Genomic DNA, 16,002 nt, shown 5'->3' on the forward strand with positions numbered 1-16,002 from the left:
ATGGTGCCTTTTAAGTCATTGGTGCATTACAGATATGTGAGAGCCAGGCGCGTAGTTTCGCCGGCTTTAACGGCTTGTTCAGCAAGGCATAACCATGAGACGCAATAGAAGAACGAATTTCATCTGTGCGATCTGCCGTAATCACCATGGCCGGAAACGTCACCTTATGATCCCGCTTCAACCAACTGAGGAAATCAAGACCTGTTTCCCCGTTATTAAGGTGATAATCGGCAATCACCGCATCGGGGAAACTGGGTAAATCATCAAGCAGGCGCATTGCCTCATTTTGAGAACCAGCCGTATAAACCGTACAATCCCAATTTTCCAACAGGCTGCGCATTCCCAGCTGGATGTCTGCTTCATTATCAACAATAAGGACTGATAGCCCGTCCAGGCACTTCCCTAACTGATCCACAGGCACAGCTTGTGTCTTTTTGCTCTTGCGTGTCACCAGTGGCACACGCACGCTGAAACAGGACCCTTTCCCAACCGCTGAGGTAACAGAAACCTCATGCCCCAATGTCTGGGCGATGCGTTTGACAATCGCCAAGCCAAGACCCGCCCCTTTTTCTTCGTTAGAAGCGGCATTTTCAAGCTGGCGGAATTCTTCGAAAATGTGGCGTTGGTCCTGATCTGAAATCCCCGTACCGGTGTCATAGACACTCAGGCACAGTTCTTTGCCCTCTTGCCTTGCCCCAACAATGATGCGCCCCTTTTCAGTATAACGCACCGCATTGCTGACAAAATTGCGCAAAATCCGTGACAAGAGCTTGGGATCGCTTGAAACGGTTTTACTGGAGCCAATCACCTTCAACTCACAACCCTTTTTCTGCGCCAACGGGCCATATTCACGTTGCAGGCGATCAAACAAATCATTGAGGTCATAATCAGACACAACAACAGGCACGGCCCCGGCATCCAGCTTGGAAATTTCCAACAAGGCACCAAGCAGGCTTTCCACCCCTTTTAAGGCAAAATCGGCCCGTTCAACCAGTTGATGGTTCTTATCTTCCAGCTCTCGGTCCAACAAAGTGGAAATAAATAGGCGTGAGGCATTAAGGGGTTGGAGCAAATCATGACTGGCTGCGGCCAAAAAGCGGGTTTTACTCAGGTTGGCCTCTTCTGCGGCCTCTTTGGCATAATGCAGCTCATCGGTGCGCTCACGCACACGCTCTTCCAGATTTTCCTTGGCCTCACGCAATTGCTTGGCTGCACGCAGGCGAGAAGTCACATCGGTATAGGTCGTTACAAAACCGCCTGTGGGCATGGGGTTGCGCTGCACCTCAATTGAGCGACCATCAGGGCGGGTATATTCAAGGAACAACGGTTCCATCTTTTCAGCCCGGTCCAGACGCATCTCAAATTCCGCATCATCGGCACTGCCAAATTCACCACGAAACACATTATAACGCAGATATCGCGAATAAGACATGCCGTGTTCGACCAACCCTTCGGGCAGTTCCAGCAATTCCACAAAACGTTGGTTCCAGGCAACCAATTTCAGATCCTTATCAAATACAGAAACCCCTTGGCGCAGGTTATCCAGCGTGTTTTGCAGCAGGATATTCTGTTCCGCCAGTTCCTTTTCCCGGCGAATACGTTCTTGCTGTTTGATATCCGTAATATCGGTGTAAATCCCAACGATCCCGCCATCTTTGGTCGGGCGTTCATTGATCTTGAGCCAACGCCCGTCTTTTAACTGAATAACAAAGGCATCTTTGGGATTGCGATGACGCGCCAGACGTTCATCCAGCCAATCCACCGCATCAGAAACTTCCGAAGGCACCACATATTTATGAACAAAGCGACGGGCCACATCTTCAAAGCGCGTGCCATAAGAGACATCCTTGTCACGCCCGCCCCAGAAATCCCAGAATTTCTGATTACACAAGATCAAACGATCTTCACTGTCATAAAGCGCAAACCCTTCTGAAACACTTTCCACAGCCTCAACCAAGCGGATACGGGCAGTTTCAGCCTCCCCTTTGGTACGTGATAGCTCTTTATTGACCTTTTCCAAAGAATTAAGCGCGGTTTCCAGCTCGGTCGTACGCTCACGTACCTTGTCATCCAGCAAAGTCGCTGTCTGAAACAGGGAAAATGCCCCGCCCTGTACATCAAGGGTCCGTTCCACCTGCTTCATCAAGGCTGCAATAATTTTGCGCAGTTTGATGGCTTCATCATCAGTGCCTGTTGGAATATCTAATGCATCAATCATCTGACCATCCAATCGCCACGCCTGTGAAAGTCTGGTTTACATGCATTCCATGGAATTGCTCACCAAAGGTATTAAACCCAATCACATTATTCTTTTTCAAAATATCAGAAACACCGTCCAGCCGGTTGTCCCCATGTTGTTCCAGCTCCAATTTTCTGAAAATGCAATCACAGCCGATCACCAGCTCCGGCACACCAATTTCTTTTTGAATTTCATTCATGGTGTCATTCAGATTTGCGCTTAAATCCCCCCCTTCTGCCAGGGTGAGCACCAGCCCTTCATCAATGGCACAGAAAAACTTTAACCCATCGGCCCCTTCCGGACGTTGAATGGAACGCACAAAATACGACCCGCCAACACGCACCATCACCGGATGTTTGGCAAAGGTTAAGGAGGTCAATTCAGACGGTGCAACCCCGATCAAACGGGCATATTCTTCCGTCGCGGGGGAAGCATTGATTTCTTTGACAATACGTGAATGAGGATCGGCCTCTGTGATCACCATCTTGCGTTCTGTTTCCACAAAATGCTGGGTTCTGAACACTTTGAACGGGCATGAGGTATTCACTAAAATAAGGGCAGCCCCATCACCAACTGTTTGCCCATTAAAGAAGATTTCGGTTTTTTCAAACTTCAAATCATCCCCGGCAGACCCGCCAAATAAGGGAATATCCCCCAGCTCCGGGCAAATCGCACTCAGCACCGTTTCTTCAGAAAGAGACAGCCCATCAACCAATAAAAAAGCAAAGGTATGATCTGCAACCCGTGTTAAAGAGGTATTTTCCAGCTTGTCCAGCAAGTCACGCGTTTGTTTGCGCCAAGCCGTCATATCAAACTGGGAAACCGGCGAAATCAGATCAGTAACCACCGAAAACTGATCAACAGGCAAACCAAACGCGCAGACACCGGCTTTATTATAGCCTGAATCATCAATCACCCCGGCAGATGTACAGCCAATCAAGGGAACACCGGGATAAGAAACAGAAAGAGCCTCCCCGATTTCGGAAAGCTCATAGGCACCTGCGCAAAAATAAAATAAGGCAGAAAATGGTTGTTCACCCAGCTGACTTTTTAAATCAAAAACGACATTTTCCATCGTCTGGGCCGTTGAACTTGCTTTTGGTATTTTGATTGACTGCTGCAGCACCCTGTTTCCCTAATCTTCCTTTTTCTTAAAACGGCCAAAGGGGTGATCAAAACCACCCCTTTTTTTAGCGTTATATATTAATCTTCCGGCTGTTCATCAATATAAGTTCGAATGGCCCATAGCCCTTCTTGAGAGATCGTACCGACAAATTTGGGCATATAGACTTTCCCATCACGCACCGCACCGTTAGTTACGCGTTCGATAAACCATTCATCGCCTTCGTAATCGGCTTCAAGATAACGCAAATCCGGGGCAATCCCGCCTGAAATCGCTTGCAATCCATGGCAACGGGCACAGTTTTGGTTATAGGCAGAAGAACCGATTTCAACGGCACGGGCCTTATATTTGCCATCTTCGCGAAACGGGTTGGTTTCTTCCCATTCCTCACCCAGCTTTGGCAGGCCGGACGTATCAACAGCCTGCGGTGTCACATCACCATGTGCAAGAGCCTGACCTGCAAAAGCAAATGTTGTTCCTGCCACAAGACCGGCCATAAGGAACTTCTTCAACATGTATTTTTCCTCCAAAGCGTAGCGCTCGTTTCTCAGCACTATGTTTCATTACCTGTTGTATTTTATACCCAGTTTGGCCCCTTCATTTCTGCTCGACTTTGGTCGCATTTGCCCTATCCAAAGGTCGAAACAGGCATAAAAAAAGCCGTTCCTGAAAAAGGAACGGCCAAGTTAAGTTAGCGGAGAATATCCTCAGACCTGAGAAAGGGATACATAAGCATCCATAATCAAATGAGGATCTTCTATCAGGCGCTCTTTCCAAACACCTAATTCTGTTTTGCCCTGAATAAGGCCACGCAACACACCCACATGGTCTGTACGACCCAGGGTTTGCGCCCCGACCAAAACGTCGCCATCAAATTCAAGACGGATATAGCGATAATTTTCTTCATCAAGGCGTTCCACACTGTCGCCACCGGGAACCCCTTCCCACTGACCAAAGGAAGCTGAAATCAGCCCCAGCGTATCCAGCACGTTCATCACCAGCGAGCCTTGATAGGTCGTTTCATGACCACACATATTTTTCGCTGCAATGCGCCCATGATCAGCCGCTGTCGGCTGAATGGCATGTACGGACCAGCCCCCTGTGGAGAAATCCGGGCCTTGAGCCACATCGCCTGCGGCATAGATATTGGGAACAGCAGTTTGCAGATGGGCATCGACACGAATGCCTTCTTCAATTTCAACACCGGAACCTTCCAAAAAGGCCGTGTTGGAACGCACACCGGCCGCAACTACCAACAAATGCGCCGGGATTTGTTCACCATTGTCCAGATCAACCAGCAATGTGTCTTCCGGATCGCCTTTATTGGGTTCAACCATCGTGATTTTTGTGGAGGTATGGACCGTAATGCCTTTTTCCTCACACCATTTTTTCAGCAAGTTACCACATGTGGGGTTCAACATGCGCGGCACCATACGGTCGCCCATTTCCACCACAGTCAAATTCACTTTACGAAGGGCAAGGGCTTCGAGAATAATACAGCCGATAAAGCCTGCCCCCATCAAGACCACATGCGCCTCTTCATGGGCCAGTTCAATGATCTTGCGCGCATCTTCCAGCGTCCAGCAATGGTGAACACCCTTGTTATCCAGCCCTTGGATCGGCGGCTTGATCGGGCTTGCCCCTGTGGCCAGACACAGTTTGCCATAACCGATGGAAGAGCCATCACTCAGTTTCAGGCTGCTTGCCGCGCTATCAACATGGCTGACCAGCCCTTGGCAATAATCAATATTCATTTCTGCATAATGAGTATCGTTGCGGCGCAGGTAGGTACCATTTTCTTCGACCTTCCCCACAAGGTAATAGGGAATAGCCATACGGGAATAAGGCGGCTCATTTTCACCGCTGATCAAGAGGATCGTGCCGTTTGGGTCTTCCTTGCGCAGGTTTTCAACTGCCTGCACACCCGCAGGCCCGGCACCAACGACCACATAATCATAATTTGCATTCATGGCTGTTGAGGAAGAGGCAGCCGCCGTTTCTTCACCCATGCCGAAAATTTTTTTAATCAGTCGGATCATATTCTTTAATTCCTGAATAAAAAAGGCGGACCTTCTGCGTTAAATACAGAAAGTCCGCCCATTTATAACGAGACTTAGGACAGTCCCAGACGGTTCAGCGTATCACCAGTCGGCACACCTTCGGCGTCCCAACCACGAAGCTGATAATATTCCGGCAACATTTTGCCTAGCTCGTTCACCTTGCCCTTGGCCGGGCCGGTTTTCGCAGCATCTTTCAACAAACGTTGCGGCAATGTATCGTCTTTACCTGTGAACCCGGCAGCCAGATTGTACTGACGTTCCATGTTCCAGATACGCTCGCCAACTTCGAGCATTTTCTCAACAGACCAGTCGCCTTCACAAGCGGCATTCACTTGCGGTGCGATATCTTCCAGAGACCATGCAAAAGTGGTGAAGATACACAGACCAGAAGAGTCAACAGCAGCTGTTGCATCCTGGAAAGCCATAACCAGACCTGCCTTGCCGTCTGTCACCAGCGGATCAGTCTTTTCTGGAATACCCAGAACTTCAGATGCGATAGTGTAAGAACGCAAGTGACAAGCACCACGGTTTGATGTGGCATAAGTCAGGCCCATACCTTGAACACCACGGGCGTCATAAGCCGGGAATTCTTGTTTCTTCACAGACATGGACAGTTCCGGGTGACCGTATTTTTCACAAAGACGGGCAGAACCCAAACCGATTTCCAGACCGAAGCCTTCGCCACGACCAACCATCTCGGCCAAATCAGTCAATGCTTTTGCATTACCGAATTTCAGCTCGATACCGCCTGTTTGTTCAGTGGTCAATGCACCGATTTCAAACAGTTCCATGGCTGCACCAACTGTAGCACCGAACGAAATTGGGTCATAGCCCTGTTCGTTACAGATGAAGTTGGCAAATGTCAGGGCTTCAATGTCATCAATCCCACATTCAGAACCAAGTGACCATGCAGCTTCATATTCCAGACCACCAGAAGCACCTTGATACTCAGGGCGATCTTTTACGGTGTAGTGGGTACGCTCAACAGTGGAAACACGCTGACAAGCAATTGTACAACCGTAACAAGCGGCATTTGTTGTCAGGTTCTTGGTGCCGTCTGCACGAACTTCGTGCATTTTCTCACCAGAAATATTGGCGGCGCCTTCAAACTGAACTTCACGGAAGTTACGTGTCGGCATGGCACCGATTTCGTTGATCACATTCATCAGAACCTGTGTACCGTAAGTCGGCAGGCCCTGACCTGTAACCGGGTTTTCAGCCAGAACAGCTTTACCCGCATTTGTCGCTTCAAGGAATTGTGCCGGGTCTTCAACGCGCACACCTTTTGTCCCGCGAATGGCAACCGCTTTCAGGTTCTTGGAACCCATCACCGTACCTACGCCAGAACGACCTGCTGCACGGTCCATGTCGTTTACGACACAGGCATAAAGCACGCCTTTTTCACCGGAAACACCAATGGAGGCAACGCGGACTTGCGGGTCTTGCAGGTCAGCCTTAATGCCTTCTTCCGTATCCCAGCAGGACTTACCCCAATAATTAGAGGCATCCACCAGCTCAGCTTCATCATTGGTGATGCTCAGATAAACCGGCTTGTCCGATTTACCTTCAAAAATCACCATATCCCAGCCAGCGTTCTTCATTTCGTTACCGAAGAAACCACCGGAGTTGGAACAAGCGATCGCACCCGTCAGCGCACCTTTTGTCACAACGGTGTAACGACCGGATGTGGAGGCACAAGTGCCTGTCAGCGGGCCGGTTGCCATGATCAGTTTGTTTTCAGGAGAAAGCGGGTCCACCTTCGGGTCCGTTTCTTCGATGAAATATTTTGTCGCCAGACCGCGTGAGCCCAGATATTCCTGTGCCCATGCCATATTCAGGTCTTCAGACGTACAAGTGCCTTTAGAAAGGTTCACCCGCAGCAATTTACGTGTCCAAGCCATCAGGTAACCTCCTTATGCTTCTGTTGCTGTGCCGGTGTCGGTCTTGGCCGCCCATGCACGCATTTTTTCAAGACCAGTGGCTTCGGCATCAACGAATGTAATCGCGCCTGTTGGACAAGCGGACGCACATTTCGGATCACCACCACACAGGTCACATTTCGCAACCTTGCCAGTATCCGGCACATAGTTGACTGTGCCAAACGGACAAGAAATTGTACAAACCTTACAGCCTACACAAGCTGAATCGGCAACAACTTTTGCCCCTGTTTCTGCATCAACAGTAATCGCTTCCACCGGGCAAGAACGCATACACCATGCTTCAGAACATTGTGTACATGTGTAAGGCACAAAGCGGCCTTCGTGGTGAAATTTGAATACTTTGATGCGAGATTTTGAAGGGTTAAACTCCCCAACATGTTCCATCGAACAAGCGACTTCACATTGCAGACATCCGGTACATTTATCCGGATTGATATTTAGCGCTTTCTGCATCTTCCCGTTCCTTAAGTCAGCACTCTGTCTCAGATTTATCAGCAGTCTGGCCCCTGCCAAGAAACCAGCCCAACAGGAGCTACTTTCATTTATGGTTTAAGATAGTGAAGGAGTGTCCACGATGTGCGCCTTATCCGCAATTCAACTAAAGGCGAATACGGTTTCATTTTCCTGTAAAAACTGAAGGACAAAAGTCGTATTGAAGCGTTCTTCCCTTGTAAGGGGCACCTCCAATACCGGACCTTTCAGCACCTGAATACGTGATCCTAACTGAATGGCTTCACTGGGGATGTGAGTGACAAACAGGGCCTTAAGCTGATATTTCTGCACTGTCTCAAACACAAGCCTACGCAAAGCCTCTGCCCGATCAGGGTCAAGGGAGACAAAAGGCTCATCCAAAATCAGGACATCGGGTTTCACCGCCAAGGCCCGTGCCAAGGACACACGGCGTGCCATGCCGAGGGAGAGTTTTGATGCCATCCGGTCTTTAACCGCGCCAAGGCCAACTTCCTCTAACAAACCATCAACTTGGCTGTCCTCATTCGGGCATACAAGGGCGACATTGTCACGCACCGTGCGCCATGGCAGAAGACGTGGTTCCTGAAAGACAAAGCCAACTTTTTCGGCCTTTGGCGTGACGTGGCCGTCAAAGTCTTCATCTAGTCCTGCCACAATGCGTAACAGTGTACTTTTCCCGGCCCCCGATGGGCCGCAGATCACCTGAATTTCACCGGGATGCAAATCCAGCTCAATATCTTTTAAAATGGTTTGGCCGTCATAGGCTTTATGGGCAATGGAGATTTTCATGAGCCCACCCGCCATGCGGTCACTCGTTTTTCCCACGGACGGATCAGGCCATATTCAATGGTCCAGATGATGACAATAAAGGCAATGGAATAAGCCAGAATCCCCGTCACATCAAACATCTGGAAAAACAGGTGGAGCTGAAAGCCCACCCCATCACTGCGTCCCAACAGTTCCACCACCAAGACGATTTTCCAGATCAAGGCAAGGCCAGAGCGTGCTGCCGCTGCAAAATAAGGGGTCAGCTGGGGCAAGATCACATTTTTCACCAAGCTCATGGGCGATAAGCGATAAATCTTCGCCATTTCCGCCAAGTCCCGGTCCAGTGCCTTCGCCCCTTCACGCAGGGTGACGGCCACATTGGGGATTTTATTAATCGCCACCGCCAAAACAGCTGCAACTTCATCCAAACCGATCCAGAGATAACACAGGATAATGACCACCAAGGCCGGAAGGTTAAGTAAAAACAAAAGCCAGCTGTCAAAAAACAGGCCCAGCTTTTTATGCATCCCCATCACCAATCCGATAAAACTGCCAAGTCCCATGGCAAGAATAAAGGCGGCAATCACCCGCCACAAGGTTGCCAGACAATGGATCAACAGTTCCCCACTTTGGAGCTCTGCGCCCATGCGCACCAAGACCTCTTGAGGTGGGGGCAAAAGCTCCGTCTGTGAGAAAAAAGCAAATCCAGCCCATAGCCCCACCAAGGAAGCGATCGACAGGGACTGGATGACAATGCTTCTGGGCATGGATTAATAGGAAACGTCTTTAACAAACGTGCCTTGCGGGATGGTTTTGGCCTTTCCCACAAGCTTGGTCCCCCCCAGTTGGGACAACAGTTCAAACAAGGAACTGGCACCTGCGCGTTCCCCCTGCCCCCATTTGGAGGGCACACCGTTTAAGAACCCCGTTTTCAGGGCTTGGTAGGTTGCCTCATTCTTTGCTTTCATCAGCGGTTTGATCTTGGCCCAGGCTTGCTCATCTGTAGCAAGAATTTCTTTGGCTTTACGCGACGCCCGTGACAGGGCCTGCTTCAATTTCATATTCTGTTCAAAGCGTGGACCAAAGACATAACCAATCATCGGGACATTTTCATCCAGTCCCATGACTTGTAAGGCATCAGCTACATTGAGTACACGTTCGAACCCTTTGGCTTCCAGCTTGGCCGCAAAATGCCAAAAGTTGATCACCGCATCCAGCTCGCCACTTTCCAGCTTTTTTGATAATAACGGCGGGGCACCAAAAACCGTTTCAACATTTTTTGCCAGATCAAATCCATGTTCTTTCAAGGCCACAGCCTGAAACAGCAACCAGCTTTTATCAACCGGGCCACCTGCAATCCCGATTTTCTTGCCCGTCAAGTCAGGCAAACTTTTAATCTGGTCTTTCGGGTCAGCCATCATGGCCCCGACCATGCGTGAATACGGGATAAAGCTGAAATGGCGACCTTCATGACGTTGGCGTGCCACCCAAATCCAGTCATTCACAATCACATCAACCGCATCCCCATAAAGTGCGGTGACAGACGCCTGCTTGCCAGCAAAGGGAACGATTTCCAGATTAAAGCCTTCTGCCTTATCCAGGCCATACGCCTTAATGGTTTGGAGTTCCCAATTCACCGTACCGAACTTCAACACCCCTGCTCGCAAAGAGGGGACTTGTGCCGATGCGTTATGAACCGCAAACGCAACAAAAAAAACAAACATGGCAAATAGTTTTTTCATCACAAGTCCCTCCTTCACCTCAGGGGTTACTTAAATGTTTTCAGAAATTCGATCAGGAAATCCTGTTCAGCTGGGTCCGTGATCTGCACATGGCGCATACGTGTCCCAGCAACCACCAGTGTGTTACCTTCAATCCAGGCACGCAGGAAATCTTCATCCCATGTGATATCGGATTTTTTCAAGTCTGCAGAATATTCAAAACGGGGCTGGCTGGCGGCTTTGCGCATATACACACCACGCAGGTTGGGGCCGAACGTATTTTTCGCCGGGTCCATGGAATGGCATTTCATACATTTCTGAAACACCTGTACCCCTGCAGCTGCTTTTGAATTTGGCGGGGTATAGCCAAACATGTCTTCTGCTTGTGCATCCGTATTAGCAAAAGTTACAGCACCCAGCGCCAAAGCTGCTGCCATCAATGATTTAAACATTTTGTCTCTCTTTCTAAACAATTGATCAAATTCAATTAGGGCGTAAACTCATAAAATAGACTTGTTTAGCGGAGATGTATTTGAGGATAGACAAGGCATGAAACCCGCAGAAGTGCAAGCACTTTAAGGGTTTTATAACGCAGCTCTATCCTCAAATACATCCCGTCCCTTACGGGATTTCCCCAAAATATAGGCATTACTGCGTTAAAGTCTTTTGAAAGTACAAGTACTTCCTGCAAGCCTTTGCCTTGTCTTGCCTATATTTTGGGGAAACCAAAGCAAGTCTATTTTATGAGTTTACACCCTAGGTTCAGCATAAGCAGGCTCAATCGTTTTTTCATTTCGACTTTCGACCAATGAAAAACCCTGCCACATTCGCCAAAAGTCGTATTTCAAAATTGTCGAAAATCAAATTCATTGCGCCCCAAACGTCTTAAAATTTCAAAGATCAAGAGCAAACCACAAACAGGCACAATTAAATGACAAAACAATCACCCATGATCGGTCATAATTCAGGTGGAGCAACCGTCACAATTGAAGTCCGCCTGTTTAACTCCATGCATACAAAGGGCAATCCTGAGGCCGTAAAGGAACCGCTTGAATACCCTGCGGGTACAACGGTGGGGGATGTTTTTCGCGACCTGAAACTGCCCCGCGAAGAACTTTTTCTCATTTTGGTCAACGGACGTGATATCTCCCCCGGTTTGGTTGGCGATGTGCGTTTTGCCCATGAACTCGAAGAAGGTGATATCCTTGCTTTTTCAGGCCCTGTCCCCTACAGTTTCGGATATGGTGCCCCGGTTGTTTAGAGCAGGTTAATGGATGAACGTCTAAAATCGCTTCAGGAAGAAAATGAAGCCTTAAAACAGCGGGTATCCGAACTCGAACAACGAGATGAGCTTTACACACTGGCGATGGAAGTCCCCAACGAAGGGTTGTGGGACTGGAACCCGGTGACAAAAGAGCTGCTTATTTCCTCACGCCTGATGGAAACTTTAGGCCATACAGGTGAATCAAAGTTCACAACAACCTATGAATGGCTGGACTGGGTTCATCCCGAAGATATTGCAGGCTATGAACAAAAAGTCACCGAGCACCTTAAGGGGCTGACCGACTTTTTTGAATGGGAATACCGTGTTTGCGATACCAAAGGCCAATATCACTGGGTCTTGGCACGAGGCAAAGCCTTACGCGATGAAAATGGCATCGCCTATCGCATGGTAGGTTCTGTTGGTGACATCACCAAACGACATATCGCAGAAGAACAATTACAACAAGCCCATGACCTGCTGGAAGACCGTGTGGCGAAACGAACTTCCGAACTTACACGGGTTAATAAGGTTCTGAACGAGGAAATCAATGAACGTAAAATCATTGAAAAAGAACTTAAACTTGCCAAAGAAGAAGCTGAACGCGCCCATCAAAGTAAAAATAAATATCTCGCAGCGGCCAGCCACGACCTGCTGCAACCCCTTAATGCCGCCCGTATTTTAATTGCAACCTTACAGGAACGCCCGCTGACCCCAGACAATATGTCACTGGTTAATCGCACCCATATTGCCATGGAAGCTGCTGAAGAACTGCTGATTGATCTGCTGGACATTGCCAAGCTGGATGCCCATAAAATGTCTGTCGATCTGCAAAAAAGTGCTGCCAGCCGTTTACTGAACTCTCTTTATGATGAATTAAAACCCATCGCCAAGCGATCCAATGTCAGCTTAAAAATTATACCTTGTTCTGCGGGGTATTTCAGCGACACCCGTCTGCTGGGGCGTATTTTGCGCAATTTCCTGAACAACGCCATTCGTCATGCCAGCGGTGGCCGGGTGTTATTGGGCTGTCGCCGTTACGGTGATTTCTTGCGTTTTGAAGTCTGGGATACGGGCTGCGGTATTCCGCAAAATAAATTACATGAGATTTTCCAGGAATTTCACCAGCTCAAGGCGCATCCCCATGAGATCAGTGAAACAGGCGTCGGGCTCGGCCTCGCCATCGTTGAGCGAATTGCCAAAATGCTGGACCTCAAGATCAATGTACGCTCCCAACTGGGCAAAGGATCAGTCTTCAGTGTTGAAGTCCCTTATTGCCCGGTTGAACCCCAAAGCGCCCCTGCAATCCCGGTTGATGTGGTGAGCGACTTATCCGGTAAAGAATTTCTGGTGGTTGATAATGAAAGCGCGATCACCCATTCCATGTCAGACTTGCTGCATCAATGGGGGGCTGTGCCTTATTGCGCCTTGTCTTTACGCACAGCCCTGACGGAACTGGATCATAACCGCCTGAAACCAGATGCCCTTTTAGTTGACTATCACCTAGAAGATAACGAAACGGGCATTGAAGTCATTGACGCAATCAAGAAACGTTTGGGGCATGATATCCCCGCCGCCCTGATCACGGCGGATCGTTCTCCGGAACTGGCAAACCTGTGTAAGGAACTCGGTGTGCGCTTGCTCAACAAACCGATTAAACCTGCGAAACTTCGTGCGCTGTTGTCTTATCTGGTAAAAGACGCCTGATACGGTCCTGTGCACTGGGATGAGTACTGTAAAACAGGGAATAAAGCGGATCATCACGCATGGGGGTCAAATTCTGGCCGATAATTTTCCTTAAGGCGTCAACAAAAACCCCAGCCCCCATATCGCAAGCCGCCTGATCATCCGCCTGAAACTCAAAACGGTGCATTAATCGGCTGGAAAATGGCATCAGTAAAAAGTCCACATATGAATAGCCCACAATCGCCAACAAAATCGGAGAAGAGCTGTTAATCTCCCAACCGGTCATCTTCACCAATGTGATAAACATTAAAAAAGACAGGCACAAACAAGCCCCCTGATAGGCAACCCATTTGAGGTGATGGTGATGAAGAATATGACCTTTTTCATGGGCGAGAACCGATAGGAATTCCTCCTTTTCCAATAAGGCTTTCAAGCCGTGGGTATAAACAACAAACGGCTCTTTAAAACCTGCATGGGCACGGGCATTGGCATGGGTGTTATTGCGGCTTTCAATATCTTCAAAAACTTGAATGCCTCCCAAAGGCTGTTCCTGTGCAGGTAAAAGTTCACTAAACACACGGGCCTTAAACAATGGCCCCACAATCTGCTGTGCCCAAAGCGAAAAAAAGATAAAGAAACATAAAACCGCATAAGATTGCTGTTCAATCAACAGCAAGGCAACCAGTAAAACAGGCGCAGCCACCATCATAGCCCGCCCCATACGTTGGGCTGATTTATAGCTATAATGGGCAAAACTGTCTTTGGCCTGTCCTTGCTTTTTCATCAACAGCCATAGACGCAGATCAAACATCACCCATCGAATAAAACCAACACCACAGGCAAGCCCAAGCGTGATCAGCCCCCCTTCCAAAAGAGGTTTACGGGCTAACATATCCAACATAAACAGCAGGCAAAACGTAAAAAGAATAAAATCCGTACATTCCCGCCCCAGCAATATTTTCAGGCGAGCCACCGCCATGACGCTTTCATCAGGGCGCTGTGCGAGCTGTTGGTTTTGGCGAAAAATCAGATAGAGTTTCAGGGCGAAGACACAAAAGGCCGCGATGAGAAACGTGGCGTTCATACCCTAAATTAACTCAATCAATTTCGTACTCACGGCCCCTTTGGCACGCATGACCAGCGGCATGCGCGGCCCCGATGTGATTTTAGCGTTTTCAATGGCCGACTGGATCACATCAAAATGTTCAGACTTAGAACAAGCCGGATCAGCATTTTTCGCATCACCACTGAGCAAATAAGCCTGACAACGACAGCCGCCGAAATCCTTTTTCTTATCTTCGCAAGACCCGCAAGGCTCTTTCATCCAGCTATCACCACGAAATTCATTAAAGGCAGGCGATTCATTCCAAATCCATTCCAGATCATGATCTTTGACAGATGGATACTCAATGCCGGGGATTACCTTGGCTTCATGACAGGGCAAAGCTGCGCCATCTGGCGCGATGGAGAGATGAATTGAGCCCCAGCCATTCATACACGCCTTGGGGCGACCGTCATAATAATCCGGGATGACAAAGAAAATCTGCACCTTATTGCCCAACCGTTCACGGGCACGTTCGACCTTTTCTTCAGCGATATCTAACTGCTCTTTGGTTGGCAGCAAGCCATCACGGTTCAGCAATGCCCAGGCATAATATTGGATATTAGCCAGTTCCAAAAACTCAACGCCATGTTCTTCACACAGGTCAATCAGGTCTTCCACCGCATCAATATTGAGGCGCGAAACAGGCACATTTAACACCATGGGAAACTCATGGCGCTTGATCATTTTCAGCACTTCAATCTTTTTATTAAAAGACGCTGCCCCGACCATCAGATCGTTTTTGTCACGATCAGAATGCTGGAAGCTCAGCTGGATTTGTTTCAGCCCTACCTCTTTTAATTTCACCAACCGTTCTTCGGTCAGCCCCATGCCCGATGTGATCAGGTTGGTGTAATAGCCCATCTTGTCAGCTTCTTCGACCAGGATTTCCAAATCCTTACGCGCCATAGGCTCCCCACCGGAAAAACCCAATTGCATGGCCCCCAGATCACGGGCTTGGCGCAGGGCACGCAGCCAGTCTTCGGTACTGAGTTCCTGATCATAGTCTTCAAAATCAAGGGGGTTGGTACACCACGGGCATTTCAGCGGGCATTTATAGGTAAGTTCGGCAACCACCCACAGCGGCTTGCCGCAGTCTGAGAGCTGCTCAAACTTTGATCCATCCTTTGTCAAGGGCCGTCTCCATAAAGGCAAACACATCATCGGCCAGCTCATCACTGGCATTAAATTGTTCTTTTAAACGTAGCACAATTTCTTCAACCGTGCGCTTTCCATCCACCAAATTCATGATGTAGCCAGCCGGGCCGTTCAATTTAATCAGACCTTCGGGATATAACAGCATATGCGCCTGTTGGGACTCTTCCCAGCGAAAAATATAAACCGGGTTAATCGCCGGACAATCACTTAAATTAATCGGGCTGTTTTGCAACGTACTTCTCCTGGCCAAAGAATATATTGTTGTTTTTCTTAAAAATAAAAAGGGAAGGAGATACCTCTCCTCCCCTCTTTGGAATTGGAACCTTTTATAAGGTCTTAGCGTACGTTGATGTAAGCTGTAACTTCAAAGCCCAAACGCAGGTCGCAGTAAGCCGGTGTTTCCCACTTCATGTCAGTCTCCTTGATGACAGTTTTTCTAACTTGTGGCACTAGTGTGCCGTTCTTCATAAATA

The 16,002-nt window shown here is 48.7% G+C and carries 16 protein-coding genes; 2 read left to right on the top strand and 14 right to left on the bottom strand.

Annotation, left to right across the window (positions count from 1 at the left end; genetic code table 11):
- Positions 1–10: 10 nt before the first annotated feature.
- The 10 genes from E4K71_RS09185 to E4K71_RS09230 all read right to left on the bottom strand — a co-directional run bounded on the left by E4K71_RS09185 (position 11) and on the right by E4K71_RS09230 (position 10,774).
- A complete protein-coding gene (locus E4K71_RS09185) occupies positions 11–2,218 on the bottom strand; it encodes a NahK/ErcS family hybrid sensor histidine kinase/response regulator (protein WP_135078859.1) in 2,208 nt (735 codons plus the stop codon).
- The gene (locus tag E4K71_RS09190; protein ID WP_135078861.1) at positions 2,211–3,365 is read right to left on the bottom strand and encodes an FIST N-terminal domain-containing protein; all 1,155 of its coding nucleotides are present in this window, start codon (positions 3,363–3,365) and stop codon (positions 2,211–2,213) included. The genes E4K71_RS09185 and E4K71_RS09190 overlap by 8 nt, the downstream gene beginning before the upstream one ends.
- Positions 3,366–3,442: 77 nt before the next feature.
- Complete coding sequence (gene pedF, locus E4K71_RS09195; RefSeq protein WP_135078863.1) at positions 3,443–3,877, bottom strand: cytochrome c-550 PedF; 435 nt, start codon at positions 3,875–3,877, stop codon at positions 3,443–3,445.
- A gap of 192 nt (positions 3,878–4,069) precedes the next feature.
- Complete coding sequence (locus tag E4K71_RS09200) at positions 4,070–5,401, bottom strand: FAD-dependent oxidoreductase (RefSeq protein ID WP_240796780.1); 1,332 nt, start codon at positions 5,399–5,401, stop codon at positions 4,070–4,072.
- Positions 5,402–5,475: 74 nt separating this feature from the next.
- Positions 5,476–7,323: an aldehyde ferredoxin oxidoreductase family protein gene (locus E4K71_RS09205; RefSeq protein WP_135078866.1), complete on the bottom strand. Its 1,848-nt coding sequence runs from the start codon at positions 7,321–7,323 to the stop codon at positions 5,476–5,478.
- Positions 7,324–7,335: 12 nt separating this feature from the next.
- The gene (locus E4K71_RS09210) at positions 7,336–7,815 is read right to left on the bottom strand and encodes a 4Fe-4S dicluster domain-containing protein (protein WP_135078868.1); all 480 of its coding nucleotides are present in this window, start codon (positions 7,813–7,815) and stop codon (positions 7,336–7,338) included.
- 141 nt (positions 7,816–7,956) lie between these two features.
- Positions 7,957–8,622 (bottom strand): ATP-binding cassette domain-containing protein, encoded by a 666-nt coding sequence (locus E4K71_RS09215; RefSeq protein WP_167730410.1) that lies wholly within the window; start codon positions 8,620–8,622, stop codon positions 7,957–7,959.
- Positions 8,619–9,368 carry an ABC transporter permease subunit gene (locus E4K71_RS09220; protein WP_135078872.1) on the bottom strand — a complete coding sequence of 250 codons (750 nt, stop codon included), beginning with the start codon at positions 9,366–9,368 and terminating at the stop codon, positions 8,619–8,621. The genes E4K71_RS09215 and E4K71_RS09220 overlap by 4 nt, the downstream gene beginning before the upstream one ends.
- Before the next feature lie 3 nt (positions 9,369–9,371).
- Positions 9,372–10,343 (bottom strand): ABC transporter substrate-binding protein, encoded by a 972-nt coding sequence (locus E4K71_RS09225; protein WP_135078874.1) that lies wholly within the window; start codon positions 10,341–10,343, stop codon positions 9,372–9,374.
- Positions 10,344–10,369: 26 nt separating this feature from the next.
- Positions 10,370–10,774: a c-type cytochrome gene (locus tag E4K71_RS09230; RefSeq protein ID WP_206201887.1), complete on the bottom strand. Its 405-nt coding sequence runs from the start codon at positions 10,772–10,774 to the stop codon at positions 10,370–10,372.
- A 479-nt stretch (positions 10,775–11,253) separates the two neighbouring features.
- Here E4K71_RS09230 and E4K71_RS09235 point away from each other — a divergent pair, with 479 nt between their 5' ends.
- Both E4K71_RS09235 and E4K71_RS09240 read left to right on the top strand, forming a co-directional pair.
- Positions 11,254–11,583 (top strand): MoaD/ThiS family protein, encoded by a 330-nt coding sequence (locus tag E4K71_RS09235; RefSeq protein ID WP_135078876.1) that lies wholly within the window; start codon positions 11,254–11,256, stop codon positions 11,581–11,583.
- 9 nt (positions 11,584–11,592) lie between these two features.
- The gene (locus tag E4K71_RS09240; protein ID WP_135078878.1) at positions 11,593–13,290 is read left to right on the top strand and encodes a NahK/ErcS family hybrid sensor histidine kinase/response regulator; all 1,698 of its coding nucleotides are present in this window, start codon (positions 11,593–11,595) and stop codon (positions 13,288–13,290) included.
- Here the strand turns inward: E4K71_RS09240 and E4K71_RS09245 are convergent.
- The 4 genes from E4K71_RS09245 to pqqA all read right to left on the bottom strand — a co-directional run bounded on the left by E4K71_RS09245 (position 13,238) and on the right by pqqA (position 15,979).
- On the bottom strand, positions 13,238–14,353 hold the full coding sequence (locus E4K71_RS09245) for a M48 family metallopeptidase (protein WP_135078880.1): 1,116 nt from the start codon (positions 14,351–14,353) through the stop codon (positions 13,238–13,240). The genes E4K71_RS09240 and E4K71_RS09245 overlap by 53 nt on opposite strands.
- Before the next feature lie 3 nt (positions 14,354–14,356).
- Complete coding sequence (gene pqqE, locus E4K71_RS09250) at positions 14,357–15,505, bottom strand: pyrroloquinoline quinone biosynthesis protein PqqE (protein ID WP_135078882.1); 1,149 nt, start codon at positions 15,503–15,505, stop codon at positions 14,357–14,359.
- Complete coding sequence (gene pqqD / locus E4K71_RS09255; protein ID WP_135078885.1) at positions 15,480–15,761, bottom strand: pyrroloquinoline quinone biosynthesis peptide chaperone PqqD; 282 nt, start codon at positions 15,759–15,761, stop codon at positions 15,480–15,482. The genes pqqE and pqqD overlap by 26 nt, the downstream gene beginning before the upstream one ends.
- 104 nt (positions 15,762–15,865) lie before the next feature.
- Positions 15,866–15,979: a pyrroloquinoline quinone precursor peptide PqqA gene (gene pqqA / locus E4K71_RS09260; protein ID WP_206201888.1), complete on the bottom strand. Its 114-nt coding sequence runs from the start codon at positions 15,977–15,979 to the stop codon at positions 15,866–15,868.
- Between the last annotated feature and the right edge of the window lie 23 nt (positions 15,980–16,002).

The organism is Terasakiella sp. SH-1, assembly GCF_004564135.1.
Lineage (GTDB): Bacteria > Pseudomonadota > Alphaproteobacteria > Rhodospirillales > Terasakiellaceae > Terasakiella.